The organism is Rhizobium sp. R711, assembly GCF_002211365.1.
Lineage (GTDB): Bacteria > Pseudomonadota > Alphaproteobacteria > Rhizobiales > Rhizobiaceae > Rhizobium.
Window position 1 is genome coordinate 1 of record NZ_LOKZ01000037.1, and the last position, 23,482, is coordinate 23,482.

General features: G+C 59.1%; 19 protein-coding genes and 1 pseudogene. 3 read left to right on the forward strand and 17 right to left on the reverse strand.

Translation table 11 applies throughout. The features are described 5' to 3' along the window. Positions 1–829 precede the first annotated feature (829 nt). The 9 genes from ATY80_RS24910 to ATY80_RS24950 all read right to left on the reverse strand — a co-directional run bounded on the left by ATY80_RS24910 (position 830) and on the right by ATY80_RS24950 (position 10,013). Entirely contained in the window at positions 830–1,279 is a 450-nt protein-coding gene (locus ATY80_RS24910; protein ID WP_245306928.1) for a DUF1622 domain-containing protein, read from the reverse strand. 51 nt (positions 1,280–1,330) lie between these two features. After that, positions 1,331–2,008 (reverse strand): YoaK family protein, encoded by a 678-nt coding sequence (locus ATY80_RS24915; protein WP_088695185.1) that lies wholly within the window; start codon positions 2,006–2,008, stop codon positions 1,331–1,333. 167 nt (positions 2,009–2,175) lie between these two features. Beyond that, a complete protein-coding gene (locus tag ATY80_RS24920) occupies positions 2,176–3,774 on the reverse strand; it encodes an MFS transporter (RefSeq protein ID WP_088694975.1) in 1,599 nt (532 codons plus the stop codon). Then, positions 3,771–4,214 (reverse strand): DoxX family protein, encoded by a 444-nt coding sequence (locus tag ATY80_RS24925; protein ID WP_088694976.1) that lies wholly within the window; start codon positions 4,212–4,214, stop codon positions 3,771–3,773. Before ATY80_RS24925 ends, ATY80_RS24920 begins: the two co-directional genes overlap by 4 nt. A gap of 174 nt (positions 4,215–4,388) precedes the next feature. Beyond that, the gene (locus tag ATY80_RS24930) at positions 4,389–6,371 is read right to left on the reverse strand and encodes an amidohydrolase (RefSeq protein WP_088694977.1); all 1,983 of its coding nucleotides are present in this window, start codon (positions 6,369–6,371) and stop codon (positions 4,389–4,391) included. Beyond that, on the reverse strand, positions 6,371–6,658 hold the full coding sequence (locus ATY80_RS24935) for a XapX domain-containing protein (RefSeq protein ID WP_088694978.1): 288 nt from the start codon (positions 6,656–6,658) through the stop codon (positions 6,371–6,373). Before ATY80_RS24935 ends, ATY80_RS24930 begins: the two co-directional genes overlap by 1 nt. Positions 6,659–6,724: 66 nt before the next feature. Further along, positions 6,725–7,414, reverse strand: a complete 690-nt coding sequence (locus ATY80_RS24940) for a hydrolase (RefSeq protein WP_088694979.1) — start codon at positions 7,412–7,414, stop codon at positions 6,725–6,727. A 676-nt stretch (positions 7,415–8,090) separates the two neighbouring features. Then, positions 8,091–9,008 (reverse strand): LysR family transcriptional regulator, encoded by a 918-nt coding sequence (locus ATY80_RS24945; protein WP_088695186.1) that lies wholly within the window; start codon positions 9,006–9,008, stop codon positions 8,091–8,093. A gap of 72 nt (positions 9,009–9,080) precedes the next feature. After that, on the reverse strand, positions 9,081–10,013 hold the full coding sequence (locus ATY80_RS24950) for a VOC family protein (protein ID WP_088694980.1): 933 nt from the start codon (positions 10,011–10,013) through the stop codon (positions 9,081–9,083). Between the two features lie 117 nt (positions 10,014–10,130). Between ATY80_RS24950 and ATY80_RS24955 the strand changes: the two genes are divergently transcribed. Next, positions 10,131–11,030, forward strand: a complete 900-nt coding sequence (locus tag ATY80_RS24955; RefSeq protein ID WP_088694981.1) for a LysR family transcriptional regulator — start codon at positions 10,131–10,133, stop codon at positions 11,028–11,030. A 12-nt stretch (positions 11,031–11,042) separates the two neighbouring features. Here ATY80_RS24955 and ATY80_RS24960 read toward each other — a convergent pair. The 3 genes and pseudogenes from ATY80_RS24960 to ATY80_RS24970 form a co-directional block, all read right to left on the reverse strand. Continuing rightward, positions 11,043–11,719: pseudogene (locus ATY80_RS24960) on the reverse strand (gamma-glutamylcyclotransferase). Positions 11,720–11,798: 79 nt separating this feature from the next. Continuing rightward, the gene (locus tag ATY80_RS24965) at positions 11,799–12,635 is read right to left on the reverse strand and encodes an alpha/beta hydrolase (RefSeq protein ID WP_088695187.1); all 837 of its coding nucleotides are present in this window, start codon (positions 12,633–12,635) and stop codon (positions 11,799–11,801) included. A 471-nt stretch (positions 12,636–13,106) separates the two neighbouring features. Continuing rightward, complete coding sequence (locus tag ATY80_RS24970; protein WP_348626664.1) at positions 13,107–13,547, reverse strand: hypothetical protein; 441 nt, start codon at positions 13,545–13,547, stop codon at positions 13,107–13,109. Positions 13,548–13,823: 276 nt separating this feature from the next. Between ATY80_RS24970 and ATY80_RS24975 the strand changes: the two genes are divergently transcribed. Next, positions 13,824–14,117: a hypothetical protein gene (locus ATY80_RS24975; RefSeq protein ID WP_088695188.1), complete on the forward strand. Its 294-nt coding sequence runs from the start codon at positions 13,824–13,826 to the stop codon at positions 14,115–14,117. A 42-nt stretch (positions 14,118–14,159) separates the two neighbouring features. On the opposite strand, the gene ATY80_RS24980 is transcribed toward ATY80_RS24975, so the two are convergent. The 5 genes from ATY80_RS24980 to ATY80_RS25000 all read right to left on the reverse strand — a co-directional run bounded on the left by ATY80_RS24980 (position 14,160) and on the right by ATY80_RS25000 (position 21,812). Continuing rightward, a complete protein-coding gene (locus ATY80_RS24980) occupies positions 14,160–15,479 on the reverse strand; it encodes a glucoamylase family protein (protein ID WP_088694983.1) in 1,320 nt (439 codons plus the stop codon). Between the two features lie 121 nt (positions 15,480–15,600). Next, positions 15,601–18,048, reverse strand: coding sequence for a phosphoketolase family protein (locus tag ATY80_RS24985; RefSeq protein WP_088695189.1), 2,448 nt, complete (start codon positions 18,046–18,048; stop codon positions 15,601–15,603). Positions 18,049–18,116: 68 nt separating this feature from the next. After that, positions 18,117–19,793 carry an SbmA/BacA-like family transporter gene (locus ATY80_RS24990; RefSeq protein ID WP_088694984.1) on the reverse strand — a complete coding sequence of 559 codons (1,677 nt, stop codon included), beginning with the start codon at positions 19,791–19,793 and terminating at the stop codon, positions 18,117–18,119. Positions 19,794–19,993: 200 nt separating this feature from the next. Continuing rightward, positions 19,994–20,329, reverse strand: coding sequence for a hypothetical protein (locus tag ATY80_RS24995; RefSeq protein ID WP_189637263.1), 336 nt, complete (start codon positions 20,327–20,329; stop codon positions 19,994–19,996). Positions 20,330–20,618: 289 nt separating this feature from the next. Then, positions 20,619–21,812: an MFS transporter gene (locus ATY80_RS25000; protein ID WP_088694986.1), complete on the reverse strand. Its 1,194-nt coding sequence runs from the start codon at positions 21,810–21,812 to the stop codon at positions 20,619–20,621. Positions 21,813–22,243: 431 nt separating this feature from the next. Between ATY80_RS25000 and ATY80_RS25005 the strand changes: the two genes are divergently transcribed. Next, complete coding sequence (locus ATY80_RS25005; RefSeq protein ID WP_088695190.1) at positions 22,244–23,374, forward strand: alpha/beta hydrolase; 1,131 nt, start codon at positions 22,244–22,246, stop codon at positions 23,372–23,374. Positions 23,375–23,482: the final 108 nt, after the last annotated feature.

Here is a 23,482-nt window from a genome sequence, read left to right on the forward strand (position 1 = left end):
GCACACATCGCTCATGCCTTCGCCCTCAAGCAGCCGGGCGACAAAACGTAGACGTTCCTCCATCACCGAAGTCTCTTTCCACGGCATCAACACCTCCCGCCAAAAGCGAAAAGTGTTACCCATGTCTTAGGTACAAAACGTCGCCTATGTCTCAGGTCGGGCATTCTGGACCGCCACATAAGTGCGGATTAGCTACTACTAAACGAGGACTGTGCCACCATAAGTGCGGACTGGGGACGCCTACGTACTTCTATGGCAACTCCTGAGGTCCCGCCATAAAGAGCTCGCGCTTCTTTCCGGAACAGGACTCGAAGTCGTGCCGGGGGCTTGTTCACGCGCTCTGAAGACCGCCCTCAGTCATCGAAATCGCTCGATCTTCGCCGGAATCCGCAGACCCAAGGATTCGATGTCGATTATGGTTGGCGAACAGTTAATGCCTTCATTTTTGGCTACCCAAGGCTCACCATACAACAGAACAGCAGTCAAAATGATGCGCATGATGTACTTTAGCGTCTTCAAACGCCGAAGTATCTTCGCGTAGATCGACGCTTTTTACAGAATTGTTTGAAGTGCTCTTGGTTAATACTTCACAAGTCCTTCGTCATCCTTCTTCTCGCCTTCGACCCGCCAGGAACGTCGCTTGCTTGTCGTTGCGCGGGGGTCGTAAATCAAGGATTCAATCTTGTCGTGATGCCCAGGAGCTTCGGAAGGAAGTCCTTCTCGCCCGCGACGCGTCGAGAACATCGTAGTCAACCTGCACCGATCCCGACGGTATGTCATGCCGGATCAGCTTCATCGTTCGGGCAGCCAAGCGCGCACGAGCTTAGGGTTAATTCGGACTGCTCTTCAGCGCCTTAAAGATCCAGTCGAAATCGTTCGTGTGGATCGCTCGGATCCTGAACTCCCTGCCCTCACGGCGAAGATCGACTGGTCCGGCGGATGCTTCTCCCAGGGAGAAGCTGAGAAACGTCCGGATAAGCACGATCAGGCCAAGAAGACCGACACTTCCCCAAGTAAGGGGAGCGATTATCGTGGCGATGATGTCCGCACCGATCAGGATTTCGAGCCCCAGCAATATTCCGCGACCGAGATTGGCGCGATAGCGTTCGTAAGCCTCGCGTTGCTCGGTAGAGAAGACATCACGCACGTAGCCGACGGTTGCGATCAGAACACCGACCAAGATCACGCCAACGCCAAAGAATTCCAGCCCGGTCGCAAGCGGTTTCAGAATAGGGGCGATCAGGCTGGCGACACCGCCTGCTTCACTACCGATGTCCATAGTCGTGTCCTTTTAGATTCGACGGATCAATATCGAAGGGGCTATAGGGTTTCAGGACTCGGCACCTGCGCTGCTTGCAAAGAGCGCGACCGTGGCAAGTACCGCAGGCAAGCTGAACGCCGCTGCAGGAGCGTACATGTAACCGACAGCGCCGACACCGCAGCCGAGGGCGAAAGTCGCGACGGCTGCTGCCATCTTTTTAACCCGTGCTTTCGCTGTCACGACTTCGTCGGCTTTCGGATCGGCCAGAATGTCCGCGAGATCGAGCATGATCTGCGTGGTCGTGCCGGTCATCAGCGTGGAAGGCGGCGCTTTCGACAGATGCGCCTTGTGAAGCCCGTTCTGAATAGCCATCGCCGAAACCAGGGCCATGCCGACCGCCAGCGTGACGGCGCCTTCGTCAGCCCGAAACGGGCCATGATAGAGTGCGTAGGCAGCAACTCCCACAAACAGCAGCAGCTTGACGACCAGCATTGGCCGGATGGGTGAGCGATCCCGACTTTGAAGTGTCAGGCAGACCAGACGTGATACAAAAACGACCAGACAGAACATCGGTAGTGCCAGGAGTTTTGACAATGCTCCGTCCAGACCGTGCGCCAACGTGGCACCCAGTGTCACGAAGTTTCCAGTGACATGGGCGGTGAACAGCCCGGAAAGCGACAGGAAGCCGAGTGTGTCGACATAGCCGCCATTAAAGCTCAGGAGTGTGGGAAGGGAAGGAATTTTCATGATCGTGACCTTGATTGATGCTGTTGCCGCGACGTCGTGTTTCGCGAGGTAGGCAAGTTTTGCCACCGAGCGTCTGCTCTCACAATCGCATCAATTGTTTCGAATTCATTGCGCCAGGCGACATAATGGAAAGGGCGGCCGAAGCCGCCCTGCCCTTTACGTTTTCGTTATGCGGCACCAGGCCGATTGATCGTCAGGAAGTGACGGACAACAGGTTTCTCGGAACCGACATGGTAGGCCAGCACCTTGCCCTGCAGGTCGGCGTCGGCATTGGAGACCCGCTTGTGCTGGCGAAGATGTTCAGCCCAGGATTCCACCATGAACCATTCGACGATCTTCTCCGGGTCAGCCGAGTCCTCGGTGACACCCCATCCGTAGGCACCGTCGCGGCGACGCTCGTTGGAAAGATGATCGATGGCATGCAGGAACGCGCTGCGGTGCTGCTTCTCGACCTTGTACTCGATCAGGATCAGAACCGGACCACGATCATGGGCGACGGGTTCTGCCACCAGCGGCTCGGGCCAGTGGTTGGACGGCACCATGTCGGCATCGCCCGCCGGGAGCTTGACGCGGTGCATGATGAACCCAGCCACAAGCAGTCCGGCGGCTCCGATGAGGAGGGTCGATTGGATGCCGACAGCCTCGGCGACCGCGCCCCAACCAAGGCTCCCGGCAGTCATCGCACCATTGAAGACAGTGAGGTAGACGGCAAGACCACGACCACGCACCCAGTTCGGAAGAACAGCCTGGGCCGCGCCGTTGAGCGTGGTCAGAGCAGTGATCCATGCGCCCCCGAGGAACATAAGAACGATGATGGCGACGATCTTCGGCGGGGCAAGCGACAGGACACCCAAGACGACTGCGGTGATCAGTGCTGCGCCAAGAAGCAGACCGTCCGAGCTCAGGCGTTCGCGAAGCCTCGGCATGACCAAGGCTCCACCGATCGCACCAGCTCCGACGGCACCAAGCAGGATGCCGTAGAAGCTGGCATCACCGCCGAGCAGTTGCCGGGCGACGAGCGGGAGGAGCGCCCAGACGGCGCTGGCGAAGGCGAAGAAGATGGCGGCCCGCAGAAGGACGACATGCAGCGGAATGCTGGAGCGAGTGTAGCGAAGCCCGGCACGGAAGGCACCGAAGAAGTTCTCCTGAAGCGCGTCGTTTGCATTCTTCGCCCGTGGCCACCAGACCAGAGCTGCGATCACCACAGCGTAGCTTGCGACATCCGCGCCGTAGGTGATCCCGGCTCCAAAGGCCGCGAGAAGCAGGCCGCCCGCGGCAGGCCCGATGGAGCGGGCGATGTTGATGCCGAGCGAGTTGAGCGCCACGGCGCTCTTGACATCCTCGCGTTTGACCAGTTCGGGAACAATCGCCTGCCATGTCGGTCCCATCAGAGCAGCGCCAATGCCGCCGAGGAAGGTCAGACCGATCAGCGCGCTGACCGACAGCATGCCCGTCTGGGACAGGACCATAAGCGAGATGCTGACGGATGCCAGCAGGAGCTGGACGGCGATCAGGAACTTGCGGCGATCAAGGATGTCGGTGAGAACACCCGCCGGGATGGCAAGCAGGAAGATCGGCAGGGTTCCGGCCGCCTGGACCATGGCGACCGCGGCGGGCGATGCGGACAGATCCGTCATAAGCCAGGAGCTGGCGACGTCGCGCATGAAGCTTCCGGTATTGCCAAGGACGGTGGCGATCCAGAGAACCGCAAACACAGGCTGTGCGAGTGGCGCGAAGGTTCCGCCGGATGATTTTGCAGCGCTCATTTGCCTGCTCCCCTGGCGAGGTCGGATGCAGCGACGAAGAGGAATGCGCCAGCGAGGCCAACATGTTCAAAGAAGGCGTTGGTCGCCATCATGCGGTCCATGCCGGGAGCCATCTCCCAGAAACGGAGGGCGATGAACGTTGCCATGAGCGTGAAGCCAGCGAGCGCCAGCGCTCCGATCCAGCGAAACAAGCCCGAGACCACCATGGCAGAAGCCGTCAGCTCGAACACGATGACTGCGACCGCGAAGAACGCGGCAGGATGAAGACCGAAATGATCCATCTCAGCCACCGCGCCGTTGAAGTCGAAGATCTTGGTAAGCGGACCCTGTATGTAGGCGGCGCACAGCGCAAGCAGCGAAACGGTTCGCGTGACCGGAGAAGCGACGATGCGTGCCAGACTGCTCCGGACTGGATTCGACATATGGGATTGGTGGGTCATATCTGCTCCTGCATGTTCGCCGATCTGATCGAGCGGCTGCGTTTAATGGAGCGATATTGGCTGGTTACCGTCTTGCCAACAATTGCAGCAATCGTTTCGATTTCATTGCGGTTTTTGAAATTATCCGGCGTGTCGCTCGGGCGGTGGCGTAGCCGCCCGAGCGCAAAGCTGAATTTAGACCGCCCAGCAGGAGCAGCCGAGAGCGCCGAAGAATCCCTTGAGGTCGGCGATCGGAAGTTTGGATGACCAAGCTCCGGCATGGTCATGGCCATGCACGCCGCAATCGCTGGCACATCCGCATGTGGAGATCGCCGTACGGCGCAATGAACGAGCGCCCGCCCCTTCCGGTTCGCCCCAGGCGGCATAACCGCCGAACTTGCGGACAGGAGACCAGTCTGGCATCGCAGGCGGTATGTCGTTCTCGTCGAGCGTCTTGAAGTCGCCCGCGCCGTAGACGATCTTGCCACCGACCATGGTCAGTTCCGACACGAGGAAGGAGATCTCATCCTCGGCGCAGGAGAAGAAGTCCTTGTTGGGAACCACGAGGTCGGCGAACTGGCCTTTCTCGATACGGCCCTTCTTGCCCTCTTCGTTCGAGAACCATGTGACCTTTTCGGTCCACATGCGCAGCGCCGTCTCGCGATCGAGGCAGTTTGCACGCGGGTAGAGCCGCATTCCGCCGACTGTCTTGCCGGTCACCATCCAGGAGAGCGAGACCCACGGATTGTAGGAGGCGACGCGGGTGGCATCCGTACCTGCCGAGACATTCACGCCCTTGTCGAGCATGCGCTTGATCGGCGGCGTGGCTTCCGCCACTCCATGGCCGTAGCGCTCAACGAAATATTCGCCCTGATAGGCCATGCGGTGCTGAGTGGCGATGCCTCCACCGAGTGCGGCGATGCGGTCGATCGAGCGATCCGAGATGGTTTCGGCATGGTCGAAGAACCAGTTCAGTCCTTCGAGCGGAATGTCCTTGTTGACCTTCTCGAAAACATCGAGGGCGCGGGAGATGGTCTCGTCATAGGTGGCGTGGAGACGCCAGGGCCAGCGGTTTTCTGCCAGTACGCGGACGACCTCTTCCAGCTCGCCTTCCATTTCCGGAGCCATTTCTGGACGGGGCTGGCGGAAATCCTCGAAGTCGGCAGCCGAGAAGACCAGCATCTCACCGGCACCGTTGTGACGGAAGTAGTCGTTGCCCTGCTTGTATTTGACCGACTGCGTCCAGTTCAGGAAGTCCTGCTTCTCTTCCTTGGGCTTCTGGGTGAAGAGGTTGTAGGCCAGACGCACCGTCATCTGGTTCTCATCGGAGAGCTTCTGGATGACCGCGTAGTCGTCCGGATAGTTCTGGAAGCCCCCGCCCGCATCGATCACGCCTGTCACGCCGAGGCGGTTCAGTTCGCGCATGAAGTGACGGGTCGAGTTGACCTGGTAGTCCAGAGGAAGCTTCGGCCCCTTGGCGAGCGTCGAGTACAGAATGCCCGCATTCGGCTTCGCGAGCAGCATGCCTGTCGGGTTGCCGTTGGCATCGCGCGTGATTTCGCCGCCGGGTGGGTTCGGCGTGTCCCGGGTGTAGCCGACTGCGCGGAGAGCCGCACCGTTGAGTAGCGCCCGATCATATAGATGCAGAAGGAAGACGGGTGTGTCGGGCGCGACAGCATTGATCTCCTCGATCGTCGGGAGGCGCTTTTCCGCGAACTGGTGTTCGGTGAAGCCGCCGACGACGCGAACCCATTGCGGCGCGGGCGTGATCGCCACCTGGCGCTTCAGCATGTCCATCGCATCGGCGAGCGACCGAACGCCGTCCCAGCGCAGCTCCATGTTGTAGTTCAGGCCACCGCGAACGACGTGAGTGTGGTTGTCGATCAGACCCGGCAGGACGCGCTTGCCCCCGAGGTCGACGATCTTCGTGTTGGCACCAGCCAGCGCCATAATCTCGCTGTCGGATCCGACTTCGAGAAACAGCCCATCCTTGATGGCGATCGCCGTGGCGTTCGGATTGGTTCGGTCGAGGGTCGTCACGCGGCCGTTGCGGAGGATCAGGTCGGGATGCATGGTGTCTACTCCGGTCTGGTTGGGATCGGCGGCTTTCGCCGGGGAGAAGAGGTTCGAGAAAGCCAGGCTCGACGCGCCCCCAAGAAAGGATCGACGAGTCGTCATCAGCTCCGCTCCCCCGCTTTCGCCTCTGCCTGATGGGCGAGGTCGATAAGATCGCCGCCCTTCGGCAGGTGGCCGAACATGTGCGGCTTGATCTGATGAAGCCATGAAACGGCTGCTGGCTCCCTGCTCCACAAAGTCTTTGCGAAAGGGATGATCTGTTCACCGACGAGAATGCCGAGAAGGCCGACTAAGGCGATGACCGGCGGAGCCGGCGAGCGGACGTTCAGGAGGCTGTAGACGATGCCCACAAGCAGACCTGCACCGAGAGAAAGAAGATAGATTTTCATGGGATGTCCTCCACGGTTAGAGAAAGGCCGCTCCGTCGGGCTTATCGGAGCGGCCTGATCAGGCCGTTACTTGGCTTGGTTCGGGCCGATGCGCTTGCCGTGCTTGACGCGTTCCTCTGCGCCGTGAACCATCGTGTAGGCGTAGTCGATGCCCATGCCGTATGCGCCGGAATGCTCCTTCACGAGGGTGGTGACAGCATCGTAGGTTTCCCTGCGTGCCCAGTCGCGCTGCCACTCGAGCAGGACCTGCTGCCAGGTGACCGGGATCACGCCTGCCTGAACCATCCGGTCCATCGCGTATTTGTGCGCGTCTGACGACGTACCGCCGGAAGCGTCGGCAACCATGTAGATTTCGTAGTCCGGAACATCGTGGAGAGCCGAGAGCGCGAAGGTGGTGTTGCAGACTTCGGTCCACAGACCGGAGACGACGATCTTCTTGCGGCCGTTGGACGCATTCTTCGCCAGCGCGTCACGGACGTTCTGGTCGTCCCAGGAGTTCATCGAGGTGCGCTCGAGAATATCGTTCTCCGGGTAGACGGCAAGCAATTCCGGAAACGTGTTGCCCGAGAAGGATTGCGTCTCGACCGTGGTGATCGTGGTGGGGACGTTGAAGATCTTGGCGGCCTTCGCCAGGCCGACGACATTGTTCTTCAGTACCTGGCGGTCGATCGACTGGACGCCAAAGGCCATCTGCGGCTGCAGGTCGATGAATATCAACTGACTGTTGGCGGGAGTGAGAACTTCGAGCTTGGACATGAGATTTTCCTCTTCGGTTGTTTGGACCGCGAATGCGGCGGGTTATAAACTGGGCAGGGCCTGTCGGTCGGACACCATGTCCTGGAACACGGCTCGTAAGGCCCTGAGTAGGTCGAAATCAATGCTTCCATTCACTGGTTGGCTCGGCTGCTGAATGGAAACGTAGTGTGATTTGCGCTTGTGCGAAATTGGAATATTAATTCCGAATGAATTGCCTTTATCGCAATAATTACTCTGACGTTCGGTTGACCCGCGGACGTCGCACGAGGCTGCGCTACGCGACCATTCGGTCCAAAATTTGCTCAAGAAAATTTCATTCGGACAGGCGGCCCTGAGGTAGTTCGCAGTGTCACTGTTCACGCTATTCGGCGTGGAGCGATTTGGCTGAATTCGCTTGGGGCGAAACAGCCCGTGGACAACAGGGGAGCGGCATATGAGCCGCGAAATGCTTGGCAGTCTGCCATTGAGCATTGACGCGACTAGATGGTGACTACGCTGTACGCGCAGGGGTTCCATATCGCGATTACTTTGTCTTCTGCTTACTCTCAACAGCCGTTGCCCACTCCGCGCCGTCTGTCCGACGATGAATCAAATCAGCCGGGGGAAATATCTTCAAAGGAGAGATGGGAGAAGCCCGTGATTGTGGAGTAACCATCCATGGATATGGACAAAGCCACTAGGGTGTGCCGGTATCACGGTCGTAGGCAGAAAACACGCCCGCAACCCAGTCTGCAAAGACCTGATACTTAACGCTCGGAAACCGGCCCGCTGGCCTTACTATGTGAACAGGATAACGTGGTGGCGCCCAATCGGTCATGATTGGGACCAGGGCGCCACGAGCGATATGGGGCCGTGCCAAGAATTCAAATGTCTGCCCGATACCCAGTCCTGCTAATATTCCATGCAAATGCGCCGTCGCGTCACTGGTGGAGAGCTTGATGGGGCTGTAAATCTCGATTTTCTCATCGCCTTTAATCAGTCGAACGGGTGCAGCTTTCAGACTACGTGCATTAAAGTACTGCACGAAAATATGATCACGCTGCAGATCCGATGGCGAAGCTGGCACGCCGTGTTTTTCGAGGTACCCGGGGGTTGCGCAGGTCACTATCTCAACGCTGCATAACTTCCTCGCAACAAGAGATGCGCTGGGCAGATCGCCGGCACGAATGACGCAGTCTATGCCCTCTTCGACGATGTCGGCCTGACGTTCTGTTACACCAAGATGCAACTCGATCTCTGGATAGAGCGCGTAAAACTCTGGCAATCGGGGGATCAGAATCGCGTTCGCGAAGGTCCCTCCTACGTCAACCCGAAGTTTTCCGCTGGTGGCTAGGCGCCCACGGGTCGCCTCATTGTTCATTTCGTCGAAATCGGCGATCAGGCGAATGGCGCGCTCGTAGTAAGCAACTCCCTCAGGTGTCACGGTGACTGAACGTGTCGTGCGTTCGAGCAGTTTGAGGCTCAAGCTTGCCTCGAGATCCTGAACAAGCTTACTCACGGTCGACCGCGGCGCACCCATCGTGTCTGCAGCCTTTGCAAAGGATCCGGCCTCGACGACGCGAACAAAGGCTCTGATCGCTCCCAATTGATCCATTGTCATCTCTCCATCGAGATTTATGTGTGCGGCGTCCGAAATTCGAAATGCCATCAGTTTTGAGGGGTATTGTCAGGCAGCCAATGGCTCGAGATTTGCCTGGATCTGATCGCGGAAAGCTTCATATCGGCCCGGTAGCTTGAGCGCTTCCCCAAGGTGAGCCGTGTCTTCGTCGCGATTGAAGCCCGGCTCGTTCGTGGCAACCTCGAACAGAACGCCACCCGGCGTGCGGAAGTAGATCGCCCAGAAATAGTCGCGGTCGATGACGGGTGTGACCTGATACCCGGTGTCCATCAGAGCTTTGCGCACCTCGAGCTGCTTCTCGCGGTCATCGACGGCGAAGGCGATGTGGTGAACCGATCCCGCCCCCTGACGCGCGAAGGGCGTTTTCGGCAGGGATGCGAGATCGATCGTATCCGCTCCGTTGCCATTGGGGATGATGAAGCGTGTCACGTCGCCCTCCTTCTCGGCGCGCTGGTACCCCATGAAGCCGAGAAGCTCTTCCGTCGCTGCGGTGTCATGCAGGCTGAAGCGAGCGCCGGCGAAACCGCGGATGGCCGCATCGTCGGGAATTCCATCCGCCCGCCATGGCGCGCGGTTGTCGTCGGTGAACTCGATCAGCGCAAGACCGTCGCCATCCGGGCCCATGAAGCGAAGACGGTTGGCGCCGAAGACAGTATCCGTTTCCAGACCGTCGACACCTTGAGCCGCGAAGCGATCCTGCCAGAACTTCAGCGAGCCCTTTGGAACCGAGAACTGCGTCTCACCGACCTCACCCACGCCCGGACGACCGAGCATCATGTTGGGGAATGGGAAGTAGGTCATCACCGTGCCTGCGGAACCATTCTCGTCACCGTAGTACAGGTGGTAGACGCTCGGATCGTCGAAGTTGACCGTCTGCTTGACGCGACGCAGGCCCAGCGTGTCGGTGAAGAAGCGATTGTTCTGCCGCGCGTCCGATGCCATCGAAGTCACGTGGTGAAGTCCCTTGATGTCTTTGATCATGTCAGTGCCTTTCAATCAGCGTTGGCGTTTAAGTGTTGATATGAATGTAGGCCCGTTGATCACCGCGCAGAATTGCAATATTCCTTGTGATTGAATTGCAAAATTTGAAACAATGAGATGAACGATTACAAAGCTCTTCGAACCTTCCTGCTTGCCGCCGAGAAGCGGAACTTCGCCCAGGTAGCCCGCGAACTGGACATGACACCCGCAGCCGTCACGCGTGCCATCGCCGCGCTCGAGGCAGAACTTGGCGTACAGCTCTTTGTGCGCACCACGAGGCAGGTTTCCCTGACGACCGATGGCGCGATCTTTGCCGCGCAGATCCAGCCCGCGGTGAAGACGCTCGAAGACGCGCGGCGCGAGGTGATGAACGCGCACAAGGCCGATGAGGGACGGCTCCGGATCAGTGCGCCAACATGGTTCGGCAAGGCCGTGCTCCCGCCGATCCTTTCAGGATTCAAGGAGCGCTATCCGAAGATGAGCTTCGAGATCTCGCTGTCGGATGGATTGGTGAACATCGTCGACGACGACTACGACCTGGCAATCCGAATCTCCTCGCAGCCCTCCGACAAGTTCACGATCTGGCGCAAGATCAGGGCGGTGCCGCGCATCCTGGTTGCCGCCCCCGGGAGCCGGTTCGTCGACATGCAGCACCCGAACGAACTCACACCTGATGACTGCCTCGCGTATAGCGGCGAAAGCCGGCGTGAGAACTGGGTCCTGTCGGACGGAGGATCGAGTATGACGATTTCGGCTGGCCGGGCCTTCAGTGCTAACAACGGTGAAGTATTGGCAGACATGGCCGCCGATGGCGCAGGCGTTGCCATGCTGCCGGGCTTCAATATCTCCGAGCACCTGCGAACCGGGCGACTGGTCCATGTCTTCAAGGGGTGGGCGCCACCTGACTTGTGGCTGACCCTCTACTATCCGCCATACCAGGCCCTGCCGCCGCGGATTGCATCCTTCTCGAAGTTCTTTGAGGAGCAGGTGCCCGCCCAGATGGTGATGCTGGACTAGGCTGCAAGCGCCTCAGGAGGGCTGAGGCGCTGTGATCTCGGCGGCGACCAATGCCTGTAGATGCCATAGGTTCCGATCCCGGATCCCTCGGCTTCAAGATCAACGATCGTGTTGCGCAGGTACTGCGCGCAGGATCCACCCTGCCCGCAGGCTTTGGCGATCAGCGCAGCCGTTGTCTCTGTCGGCAATGGCTTCGTCAGGCCGGACCGTCTTGTGCTTGCCCAGAATGTCAGGGCCGTCATGGCCCCTTCAGGTGTGTGGATATGTATCCAGCGGACCATGTCGGCGACCTCGCGGTACTTGATTTCACGAGCGACGAGAGCGCGGAGGTCATTGCGGCGGTTCTCGTTTGACAAACGTAGAACCATGCCGTCACATGTCCCGCCGCGCTCCAGAGCCATCATTAGGCCCGGCTGCTCGCTGGTGGCTCGCCAGTGTTCGATCTTCAGCGAGAACGAGCGATGCCACCCATAGGCCGTTGCTCGCATCCGGCCAGTGACGTTGAACTCCGGATTCCAGATCAGGGACCCGTAGGCGAAGACCCAGATAGGCTCGACACCCGCCTCGCCTTGAATGCGATCAACCAGGCAGTCGAGTTCCGTCTCGGAGAGCGGTGTCCATCCCGGTTCCGGGCCATCGTCCTGAACGTCCCGGAGTGTCAACGCAACGAGTTCGGGGGTGAGCATCATCATCATCTATGTCCGGCTCGAGCACGCATCACATGTTGGAGCCCCGGTAGCTTCATGCATCGCGGCTCCAACAACCTGGTCAGGCCTGAACGAAGGCCAGAAGATCGGCGTTCAGCACGTCGGCATTGACTGTCAGCATGCCGTGCGAGAAGCCTGGATAGGTCTTCAGTGAGCCGTTCTTCAGAAGCTTGGCCGACTTCAACGCCGAGTCCGCGATCGGAACGATCTGGTCGTCCTCGCCGTGCAGCACGAGCGCCGGAACCGTGATCGCCTTCAGGTCTTCCGTCTGGTCGGTTTCGGAGAAGGCCTTGATGCCGTCGTAATGGGCCTTGGCACCGCCCATCATGCCCTGACGCCACCAGTTCTGGATCACACCCTCCTGAACCGCCGCGCCGTCGCGGTTGAAGCCGTAGAAAGGACCGGCCGGAACCTCGCGGAAGAACTGCGCGCGGTTGGCGGCGAGCGCCGAACGGAAACCATCGAAGACTTCCATCGGCAGCCCTTCGGGATTCGCTTCGGTCTTGAGCATCAGCGGAGGAACGGCCGAAACGAGAACCGCCTTGGCAACGCGACCACTCGGCTGGCCGTGCCTGGCGACATAGCGGGCGACCTCGCCACCACCCGTCGAGTGTCCGATGTGGACAGCATTCTTCAGGTCTAGCGCTTCGACGACGGCAAAGGCGTCCGCGGCGTAGTGATCCATGTCATGACCATGGGAGACCTGGGCGGAACGGCCATGTCCACGGCGGTCATGGGCAACGACGCGATATCCTTTCGACAGGAAGAACAGCATCTGTGCGTCCCAGTCGTCCGACGACAGCGGCCAGCCGTGGTGGAAGACGATCGGCTGCGCGTCCTTCGGACCCCAGTCCTTGTAGAAGATTTCGACGCCGTCCTTGGTGGTTACATATGCCATTGTCTTGGTTCCTTCGGTTGAGCTGGATGCTGATGCAGCCTCGGCTGCGAGATCGAGAGATGGTGAGATCGCCATGGCTGCGACGGCGGCGCCTGCGGAAAGAAGTGCGCTCCTGCGTGTCATGGAAGAAAAGGTCTGGGGCATTTTCGTCTGCCTGCGGCTTCCTTGTTGAGGACTTCAGGCGACACTGAGTTCGTCTGACGGACTGATAATGCCGCGAGCGCCTTACTCTCACAATTGCGTCAATAGTTTCGATTTTATTGCGAAATTTGAAACGGTCGCAGCAGATCGACGGTCCGATGGCCCCTCAACATTCGTCACGCTACGGCCCGATCAGCCCAGTCCCTGAGTGTCAAGCGGAGGCAAGCGCCCTCCCCTTCGGCACTCGGCAGGCATATGACAAGCTCGCTTGAGAATTTGACAACAGGTGCTCCTAGACCAATCTATCCCGACCATCGCGACAGCTCTCCTTTATCCTTGGGAATCCAGCGCATCCAGAACCACCTGTCCTGACAGCTCCAGTCGAGAGGCGAGTCCGTCGGCAAGCACCGTGCAAGCCTCCCTGTATCGCAAGAGGATGTTCTTCGCCCTGTCGAACTGCTCCTGCAGAATGCTGTCGACCCGCGCCAGCAGCGCCGGATCAACGTGACCGAGGCCCTCAATGTGTCGACGGCGGAGGTCGCCGTAAGAGGCAAGCTTCTCGCCCATACCGTAGGATCGTTCCAAGGCGATCGCCGTCTTCGTGGCCTCGAAGAGATCGGATCCATCGGCGCCTGCGACACCATCATCGTGACCACCCAGGAAGACCTCCTCCGCAGCCATGCCGGCCATGGTCATGGCAATCAGATCGAGATAGTGCTCCTTCGTTCTCCGAATCCAGGTGCCGCGCGCTATGGTCGCATTCCGAGGAATCTAGGATCGGCTTCTGGCCCCCGCCTTGCGGCCGCTAGCCCCCGGCGACCGCGTGTCGATGAAAGATAGCCAAGCGCAAGAGCCATAGCGGCCACCCTGTCATGACGGAGCGCCGCCCCGCTTCTTTTACTGATGGCGAATGAAATCGAAAGCGTATAGCCGGCGCGTTCCGAAATGGTCGCCAGGCTGCCAAGCAAGGGCAAGGAAATACAGGGTCGACTAAAGGCTTGACTTGCGACATTGTAGTATTGCTGCAGTTCCAGCGGGATGCATTTCATGTCGTACTCGCAAGCACTACCAGTCTACGCGTCCATCCTGGTGACGGGCATAGTTGCGCCGATCTTCGCTTTGTCAGCCGCCGAAACGGCGGCGGTCAAATCCGCGCGGAACCAATCGATATCAATCCTGGTCGCTGCAGACCTCGAACAGGGAAGACTAACGGCGCCCGCCACCTCGATCGACTGGTGGCTGCGGGAGGATATTGTGCATACGTCGCATCTCACCGACAGCACGAAGAGGGTCTTCAATCGAAACTGGTTACAGGACTATCAGCTCCGAGGCTCCCACTGATCCGGCTTGACTGTCGAAGCGGCACGATATCCCACGGATCGGCTATAGCCATCCGCCAGTAAAGCCGGCGCGCCGCAGTCCCCTGACAATCGGTTCGCAATTGCGCATCAGATTCCACAGGAAGCCGGTTCGATAATTCTCGATCATCAGCGCCACCGGCCCCTGATCGATCCCGAAATGGTAAGGGCTGATCCACCACCCGGTCTGGCTGGTTGCATCCTTGAAGGTCTGGTTGAACGACGGCTTGAAACCGTAAAGCCGCGTCATCCCCAGATTCATCTGAGCGAAATTCCGCACCGTTGGGATAACGATCTCCGGCGCAAAAGGCAGGGACGCCACAACAACCCAGGGCGATACGGTCCCGTCATCCGGCCCGAATGGCGCGCCGCGTGCGATGTAGTCGAAGAACTCGCGACTGAGCCCGCCGACATCCGCCTTCACCCAGCCCGGGCCATCGCTCGCGGTAAATCCCCAGCAATGCTCGCCGTATCCCTCAAACTGCATCGGATTCCGGATCGCATACTCCTGCTGGACAAAGGTCGCTTGCCGGCTGTTCTCGAAATAGTCGCTGCCATGCTCGCGCATGAATTCATCGTTGATGCCGCGGAAATCGATCCACATATGCGACAGCTGATGCGTGAAGAGCGGACCGGAATAGAGCAGTTCGCGCCCGAAGATATTCCGCCAGTCGTAGCTTTCCGTATAGGCCGCGTAGCTCTCAGGCGGCAAAGGATGACTAGGCGAACCAAGCCCCAGTATGTAGAGAAGCAGGCCCTCGTCATAGCCGCGCCAACGATATGGGATGAAGCCGCTTTCCGGCCGCCAGCCATGTGTGAGCGTCGCCTCGTGGTTGCGCGCCCAGTTCCAGTCCGCTCGCTCATAGAGCGCTGCCGCAAGCTGCCTGACCCTGATCTCGTCGGCTGTGTCCCCATCGAAGAACGTGGCGACCGTCAAAGCCCCGGCAAACAGAAAGGCCGAGTCGATCGTCGAAAGCTCGCAGTTCCAGACCCGCCGCCCGGTCTCGATGTCGAGGAAATGATAGAAGAACCCCTTGTAGCCGGACGCGTCGGGTTCCGGCCCCTGGTGACATTGCATTAGGAACTCGAGCCGCCGCCTGGTAATCTTGGCAGCGAACTTGCGAATAATGACGCCGCGCTGCACGACGATGGGAATGGTGGCGAGCGCCATGCCGATCGCCGCGATGCTGGCCGGTGCGCTCTCCTCCGTCTTGTCGCGAACCAACCCGTTGTCAGGGTTCGTACAATGCAGATAGTAGAGTAGCGTCGAGAATTGCAATCGTGCGAAGGCCTGGTCGCTCGGCGCGTCCTCCAGACCCGGGGCGATTGAGGGTACCTCGATCATGGCTTCCTCCCTCCCACACGACGCTATCCCGCCTCGAAATCGCGCCTCGTTGTCCACCGCGATGCGCAGTCATGGCCTGCGCACCGTATCTGCTCCCCTGCCTCAGTCGCGTCTGGACGGCTTAGATGTTGTCGCCTTCCGTCGACGTCTTTTGCGTCCTCGCTGGCCGCCCTTGGACGCCCCACTTCCAACCGGTTATTTCGGGCATGTCATCGCCATGCTTTTCAATATACTGCCGGTGTTCGATCAGCTTCTCGCGGATCGCCTGTTTGAAGTAGGCGGCACGGGCACCGAGCTGCGGCAGCCGATCGATGACGTCTTCGACAAGGTGGAAGCGATCGAGCTGGTTCAAAACGACCATATCGAAAGGCGTCGTCGTCGTGCCCTCCTCCTTGTATCCGCGCACATGCAGATTGCCGTGGTTGGTGCGCCGGTAGGTTAGCCGGTGAATCAGCCAGGGATATCCATGGAAAGCAAAGATAATCGGCTTGTCCTTGGTGAAGAGCGCATCGAAATCACGGTCCGAAAGCCCGTGCGGGTGTTCGCTTGCCGGCTGCAACTTCATGAGGTTGACGACGTTGATGACGCGCACCTTCAATTCCGGCAAATGTTCGCGGATCATTTGAACCGCCGCCAGCGTCTCGAGCGTCGGAACGTCGCCACAGCACGCCATCACGACGTCAGGCTCGCTGCCCTTATCATTGCTGGCCCATTCCCAAATGCCGAGACCCTCAGCGCAATGCTTGATCGCTTCATCCATCGTCAGCCACTGCGGCGCCGGTTGCTTGCCGGCAACGACAACGTTCACGTAGTTGCGGCTACGCAAGCAATGGTCGGTGACGGAAAGCAGGGTGTTGGCGTCCGCTGGCAGATAGACGCGGATCACCTCGGCCTTCTTGTTGACCACATGGTCGATAAACCCCGGATCCTGATGGCTGAAACCGTTATGATCCTGTCGCCAGACATGCGAACTCAGGAAATAGTTGAGCGATCCAATGGGCCGCCTCCAAGGTATGTGATTGCACACCTTCAGCCATTTGGCGTGCTGGTTGAACATCGAGTCGATGATGTGAATGAAGGCCTCGTAGCACGAAAAGAAGCCGTGCCGTCCGGTCAAAAGATAACCTTCTAGCCAGCCTTGGCACTGATGTTCGCTCAACACCTCCATCACCCGGCCATCGGGCGACAGGTGATCGTCCTCGGGGTAGATCTCTGCCATGTAGCAACGGTTGGTAACCTCAAGCACGTCCTGCCAGCGGTTCGAGTTGTTCTCATCAGGGCTGAACAGCCGGAAGTTCTTGCTGTTCATGTTCAGCTTCATGACGTCGCGCAGGAACTTGCCCATCACCCGGGCGGATTCGGTCGTCGTCGCGCCGGGGCTCGGCACCGAGACGGCGTAGTCACGAAAATCCGGCATCTTCAGGTCACGCAGCAGCAAACCACCGTTCGCGTGCGGGTTGTCGCTCATCCGGCGAGTCCCAGCCGGAGCGAGCGCCGCAAATTCGGCGCGCAGCTTGCCGTCGTTGTCGAAAAGCTCTTCAGGCTTGTACGTCTTCATCCACTGCTGAAGGATCGCGATGTGTTCCGGCTTGTCCATTTCGCCCATCGGAACCTGGTGCGATCGCCAATAATCCTCGCATTTCTTGCCGTCGATTTCGCTCGGGCAGGTCCAGCCCTTTGGCGTGCGGAAAACGATCATCGGCCAGGCCGGCCGTTTCAGATTGCCCTTCTCGCGTGCCTCCCCCCAGATCCGCTTGATCTCCGCAACGGCTGTATCCATTGCGGCAGCCAGTTGCTGCTGGACCTTGTCGGGCTCGTGCCCTTCCACGAAGATCGGCGCATAGCCCATCCCCTCGAAGAACTTCCGCAATTCGTCCTTTGGGATGCGGGCGAGGAAGCATGGATTGGCGATCTTGTAGCCGTTGAGATGCAGGATCGGCAGCACGCATCCGTCACGGGCGGGATTGAGAAATTTATTGCCATGCCATCCCGTCGCAAGCGGACCCGTTTCCGCCTCGCCGTCGCCAACGACACAGGCGACGATCAAATCCGGATTGTCGAACGCCGCGCCATAGGCATGGCTCAAGGCATAGCCCAGTTCGCCGCCCTCATGGATGCTTCCCGGCGTTTCGGGAGCGACGTGGCTCGGAATGCCGCCGGGAAAGCTGAACTGCTTGAACAGCGCCTGCATCCCTTCGGCGTCCTGGCCGATATTCGGGTAGACTTCGCTGTAGGTCCCTTCCAGATAGGCGTGCGCGACCAGCGACGGCCCGCCATGGCCCGGTCCGATCACGTAAATCATGTTGAGGTCGTCGCGCTTGATCACGCGGTTCAAATGCACATAAAGCATGTTCAAGCCGGGCGATGTCCCCCAGTGGCCGAGCAGCCTTGGCTTGATGTGCTCCCGCTTGAGCGGTTCCTTCAATAGCGGATTGTCGAGCAGATAAATCTGCCCGACGGAGAGATAGTTCGATGCGCGCCAGTAGGCGTCCATCAACCGGAGTTCCTCTGCTCCAAGTGGAGTGGCCGTTGCCTGATAGTCGTCGGTTGCAAGAGCGGTGTTCGTCATCATCAGCCTCCTATCGACTTTCTCGTCGTCTCTATCTCCGTGCTGCACGCCGCGAAGCGTCCGCACGGTTATCTGGGTTTCCTCCATTGCCATCCGCCACCATCGCCAAGGTCGAGAATGGCATCGTAGGCCGATATGTTAGCGGCGCTCCCGATGTGGACGCAGGCAATGCCGTCATTTGCAAAGCGTGTCATGATCCGGAAAAATGTATCCCAGCCGACCATAACCTCGGTCCTCTCAAGCAAGATGACATACGGCTTCGCAACGCATACGCTCGCCAGCATCAGCAAGTGCTGCTCTCTTTGCGTCAGAAACGTATGCCACTCCACTTCTTGTTGAAATCCCCCTGCCTTAGAAATGCGCTCGAGCTCGAATTCGGCAAGTAGCAACGAAATCCGTTCGTCCGAAATTTCTGAGTTCGCAGCGGGAGGAACAAGCAGCTGTCGAAGTGTACTCGGCGGAAGATAGGGCTGCTGCGGCAGGAAGCGTATCCGTTCTCCAGCCGGGCGAAAAATTCGGCCAGCGCCGGGATAAGCAATGCCTGCTGTGGCCCTGAAAAACGCACTCCCCTGGTCTTCTCGGGCGCACGTCACCAGAACGCGGGCACGAGCCGGAATAACTGCGGTCAGATCCTGCAACAACGGCGAGCCGCCCCGGTCGGACAATATCGTGAGCTTCTCGTAAGACAGCTCGTCCCGGGTGCTATCGATTTGAATCTCTGGTCGACAGCGCTGCGAGTTCTCAATCGCCTCTAGGAGCGTACTGAGCCGCGCCACCACTGCGGCAAAATTAGAGATCGAATTGAATTGGTTGATTATCAGCGAAAAAGCGCCCACCAGCATCGCAAATGCTGCTGCTGACTGCGTAATCACCCCAAATTCGATATCACCGCGGAAGAAGGCCGGTGCGACAATCAAGGCTGGGATGATCTGGATCAGCCAGTTGTAGCCCGTCGTGAAGAAGCCGACATTGCGGTTGACGGATGTTATGTTGCGAAAGTTGGTCACCAAGTCATCAATTCGACCCGCAAGAAAGGACTTCATGCGCGGCTCGCTGCCCGTCAGCATGATCCGCTCCGCGTTCTCCCTCGCTTGAATGAGGCCTGTACGGAAACTCGCCTCTTTATCGAGTTGATCGTAGTTCAGCTTGATGAGCGGGCGCCCCAGCCAGATCGTAAGAAGCGAGCCGCAGGCCGCATAAACGACCGCCACAGCGAACAAGACGGGGTTGATCGACAAGAGCACCCCTGAGAAAGAAAGGATCGTTAGTCCACTGCTGAAGATCATCAGCAGGAAAGACAATGTAGTCACGGTGAATGCGCGGATATCTTCCGAAATTCGCTGATCCGGATACGAGAGTTCTCCCGAAACACCGAGACGGTAAAAGGCTCCGTCAGTAAGATAGAGATTGACGGCGCGACGCGTCAGAAAGTCTCTCCAGGTGAGTGCTAGCCGCTCCTCGGTAAAGCGCGCAAAAACCGATGCGATCGTGGAGCCAGCAAACACGAGAAGATAGAATACGGCTTGCCGGACGAACTCCGCGATCTGCCTGTCGGCGATCGCCGTCATGAAGTTCCGGCCCACGAAGCTGTTCAGCACATTGAGCCCGTTGATCGCGAGGAAGAGCGCGACAAGGCATACGGTCAGAAGCTTTGCCGCGCCGCCGACCTCCGAGGACATGAAAATTCGCACCGAGCGCAGAAAGCGCCCCGCCGTTACCCTGAAAGGAGTTCGCAGTTCTTCCATGCCTTTTCCCCTCGCGTCGCGCCAATGCCTGAGCTTCACTTTATCGGTGAAGCCCGTCTCCGCGACGCCTCCTCGAAGGCTATTCGTGCGACATAAGTTGGGAGCTCAACTTCGAACGATATCTTGGCAACTCTCCACCGCCCACACGAATGCTGGCCCCTGTTCGAGGCCAATGGCCCAGAAATCGCAACGTTGCGGGGCTAAGATTTGAGGTCGTGCGCCTGCCCTGACGCCCGCAGTTCCTTGAGGGTTTTGCCCACGCAACTTCCCCCATCGGATCCGCCCACGGCCTTTGCCTTGCCGTCCAGCGTAATCGTGCCGGCAATCCGATCGGAGGCTGAAAAAGTCGCGGTGCCGTCCTGGGTCACCCTCGACAAATAGAATGCGTGATAAGTGCCCTTGTACTCACAGCTGATAACCAGCGGAAAATCCTTAAAGGGATCTTGTGCGTACGCAGACATGCCGGACAGAAGCGACGCCCCACAAGTGGCGAGCATTGCAATCGATGTTTTGAGAAAAGGCGACAGATATACCATTGATCGAACCCCAACTGCGTGAAGAGTCTCGAGGCATGCATACAAGTGGCTATCAACTGCGCTGAGTATGTCGCAGCAAGCCGCTACTAGGCAAGAAAATTGTGATCGACCACGACACAATTCTACCGGGAAAAGAAACCCTTAGATCGAACGCTCCCCCTCCCCCGAAGTACCGGTCTTCCGCGCCGGGCTAAGGCGAGATACTCCGCGGCGCCAAAGCACGTTGGCCAACGCGATTGGGCTCGCGTCGACCACCGCTTTTAGGACGTGTACGTTCTCTTCGCCCTCACTAGGCGGGCTGGCTCGCTCTGTCGGCGTTCGATGCCGAGCGACCGTCCAGAGCGCCGCTCCATAGCGTCAGAACCAGGGCTCCCGCGACGAGGATTGCTCCAACCCAGGGCGTCGCCCCGAGCCCCAGCGAGGATTCCACCACGAGGCCGCCGATCCATGCGCCCGCGGCAATACCGAGGTTGAATGCCGCGATATTCAGGGCCGATGCCACATCGGCAGCGGCGGGGCGTATCTGCTTTGCCAATTGCACGACATAGATCTGCAGGCCGGGCACGTTAGCGAAAGAGAGAAAGCCGAGCGCAGCCAGCGTCGGAACGGCCAGCCAGGGCGACGGCGCCGTGAAGCTGAAGAGCACCAGCACAATTGCCTGGGCAACGAACAATCCGGTCAAGGCATGTACCGGGCTGCGATTGGCAAACCGGCCGCCGGCGACGTTGCCGATGGCGATCGCGATGCCGTAGACCACGAGAACGAGGCTGACGGTGCCGGCTGCAAAGCCGGTGATCTCCTGCAGGATCGACGCAAGGAATGTGAAGGCAACGAATGTGCCACCGTAGCCGAGCGCGGTCATGGCGAAGACGATAAGCAGACGGCCGCTGCCGAGCACGCGAATCTGGTCGCCGATGCTGGCGGCCGGCGCCTTCTTCAGGTTGGACGGCAGCAACACGGCAATCGCAATGAAAGCGATTGCGCCAAGGCCGGCAACGGCAGCGAAGGTCGCCCGCCAGCCGAAGACTTGTCCAATCAGTGTTCCGAGCGGAACGCCGGTGACGATGGCAACGGTCAGGCCCATGAACATCATGGCGATGGCTGAGGCGCGACGGTTTTCAGGAACGAGATCGGCTGCGATGGTCGAGCCGACAGAGAAGAAGACGCCGTGCGCAAAGGCCGAAAGCACGCGCGCGACCAGCAACGGCGCGTAGCTCGGGCTGATAGCCGCCATCCCGTTACCGATGACGAAGAGCGCCATCAGGCCCAGAAGCAGTGGCTTCCGTTCGATACGTCCGGTCAACGCCGTCAGCACCGGTGCGCCGAAGGTGACACCCAAGGCGTAAACGCTCACGATCAGTCCGGCCAACGGCAGGCTGATGTGAAGATCTGAAGCAACAGTCGGCAACAGGCCGACGATGACGAATTCCGTGGTTCCGATCGCATAGGCTGCGATCGTCAAAGCGAAGAGAGCAATTGGCATAATGTGCCTCGAATGATCTGCCGGCCAGCCGGCGTGGTTGACTGGCGAACATATGGAGGCACTGGATTTCAGTGATAAGCGGTCACTTGGTCCAAGGATATATGAACTGAATTCACAAAAGCAAAGGAAGTGCAGCAAGGAGTGTCCCAGGGAGCGGATTGATGGCAGCTAGCGACGGAACAGCGCGCAAGGCTCGTTGCGGTTCGGTAACACTTGCCCAAAACTCGTCGCGGCACGTAGGCATCTGACGCGAATTGCACATAACATCCGCTTGGTTACCGTAATGTACTTTCACTTTCGCCCGGCCACCGTAAGGTGCTTGCGTTTTCAATGAGGGAACCGGAGACGTGATCGCAGCCCGCACTGTTCGGACACTTGTACCGCTGCTCGTCGCCGCACTTCTTGCCGGTTGTGGTCACCCAAGCGGGGTCATGGCACCCGTTGCGGCGACGTCGAACACCTCCAAGGTCAGCATGCTGGTCGCGACCACGCGCGAACCCTCCGGCGACCCTGCAACGCTCTTCACCGGCGAACGCAGCCCGAAGCCCTATCTGACTGCCGTTGACGTCTCCATACCGCCGAAACGGGAGCCCGGCACCGTCCAATGGCCGAAGCGACTGCCGCCCAATCCGGCGACCGACTTTGCAGTGACCAGCGTGAAGGAAATCGACACGATTCCACAGGGGCGCGCCTGGTTCCACCAGAATATCCAGGATGGGCGAGCACTGGTCTTCGTTCACGGCTTCAATAACACATACGAAGATTCGGTTTTCCGGCTCGCCCAGATCGTCCACGATTCCGGCATGCAGGCGACCCCTCTCCTTTTCACGTGGCCTTCGCGCGCGCAGGTCACGGCCTACGAATACGACAAGGAAAGCACCAACTATTCGCGCACGGCGCTCGAACAGGCCTTGCGAACACTGGCCGCTGATCCTGATGTAAAGGACATCACGATCCTTGCACACTCGATGGGTACCTGGCTCACCATGGAGTCGCTGCGACAGATGGGTATCCGCGACGGCCACGTGAACAGCAAGATTCATAACGTCATTCTCGCTTCGCCCGATATCGACATCCAGGTCTTTGCCAAGCAATTCGCGGAGATGGGCACGCCGACGCCAAAGTTCACGATCTTCGTATCTCAGGATGACAAGGCGCTTGCGGTGTCGAGCTTCATCACGGGGAAGGTCTCGCGTTTGGGCGCGATCGACCCGACTGTCGAGCCCTATCGTTCGAAACTCGAAGCCGCCGGTATTACCGCAATCGATCTTACCAAGGTGAAGGGCGAAGGTCTGAACCATGGCAAGTTCGCCGAAAGCCCCGAGATCGTTCAACTGATCGGCCAGCGCATCATCACGGGACAGACGCTGACGGACTCGAACGTCTCGCTCGGTCAAGGTCTCACTGCCGTCGTCGGTGGCACCGTCACCACCATCGGCAATGTCGCCGCCACCGCGGTCGCGGCGCCTGTCACGGTGCTCGAACAGCCAACGCGGGCCAAGAAGCGTCCGGTCGATGAAACGCTTCAAGGCGACTTCAAGGTGCAGCCGCTCACGCAGTAAGCGTGCGCATTCCACTCGTTGTTACGTTTTGACGCTCGTTTGTTACCGTAACGTACTTACCGAGTGACGCTCTTCAGTGGGAACGTAGGCTCGTCGAAAAATGCGACG

Coding starts and splice junctions, on each gene's coding strand:
- ATY80_RS24955 (WP_088694981.1), top strand. CDS start 10,131: ATGAACGATTACAAAGCTCTTCGAACCTTCCTGCTTGCCGCCGAGAAG.
- ATY80_RS24975 (WP_088695188.1), top strand. CDS start 13,824: ATGTCGTACTCGCAAGCACTACCAGTCTACGCGTCCATCCTGGTGACG.
- ATY80_RS25000 (WP_088694986.1), bottom strand. CDS start 21,812: ATGCCAATTGCTCTCTTCGCTTTGACGATCGCAGCCTATGCGATCGGA.
- ATY80_RS24930 (WP_088694977.1), bottom strand. CDS start 6,371: ATGACGACTCGTCGATCCTTTCTTGGGGGCGCGTCGAGCCTGGCTTTC.
- ATY80_RS24980 (WP_088694983.1), bottom strand. CDS start 15,479: ATGATCGAGGTACCCTCAATCGCCCCGGGTCTGGAGGACGCGCCGAGC.
- ATY80_RS24935 (WP_088694978.1), bottom strand. CDS start 6,658: ATGAAAATCTATCTTCTTTCTCTCGGTGCAGGTCTGCTTGTGGGCATC.
- ATY80_RS24925 (WP_088694976.1), bottom strand. CDS start 4,214: ATGACCCACCAATCCCATATGTCGAATCCAGTCCGGAGCAGTCTGGCA.
- ATY80_RS24990 (WP_088694984.1), bottom strand. CDS start 19,793: ATGGAAGAACTGCGAACTCCTTTCAGGGTAACGGCGGGGCGCTTTCTG.
- ATY80_RS24950 (WP_088694980.1), bottom strand. CDS start 10,013: ATGATCAAAGACATCAAGGGACTTCACCACGTGACTTCGATGGCATCG.
- ATY80_RS25005 (WP_088695190.1), top strand. CDS start 22,244: ATGGCACCCGTTGCGGCGACGTCGAACACCTCCAAGGTCAGCATGCTG.
- ATY80_RS24940 (WP_088694979.1), bottom strand. CDS start 7,414: ATGTCCAAGCTCGAAGTTCTCACTCCCGCCAACAGTCAGTTGATATTC.
- ATY80_RS24915 (WP_088695185.1), bottom strand. CDS start 2,008: ATGAAAATTCCTTCCCTTCCCACACTCCTGAGCTTTAATGGCGGCTAT.
- ATY80_RS24945 (WP_088695186.1), bottom strand. CDS start 9,008: ATGGATCAATTGGGAGCGATCAGAGCCTTTGTTCGCGTCGTCGAGGCC.
- ATY80_RS24985 (WP_088695189.1), bottom strand. CDS start 18,048: ATGACGAACACCGCTCTTGCAACCGACGACTATCAGGCAACGGCCACT.
- ATY80_RS24965 (WP_088695187.1), bottom strand. CDS start 12,635: ATGGCATATGTAACCACCAAGGACGGCGTCGAAATCTTCTACAAGGAC.
- ATY80_RS24995 (WP_189637263.1), bottom strand. CDS start 20,329: ATGGTATATCTGTCGCCTTTTCTCAAAACATCGATTGCAATGCTCGCC.
- ATY80_RS24910 (WP_245306928.1), bottom strand. CDS start 1,279: ATGGACATCGGTAGTGAAGCAGGCGGTGTCGCCAGCCTGATCGCCCCT.
- ATY80_RS24920 (WP_088694975.1), bottom strand. CDS start 3,774: ATGAGCGCTGCAAAATCATCCGGCGGAACCTTCGCGCCACTCGCACAG.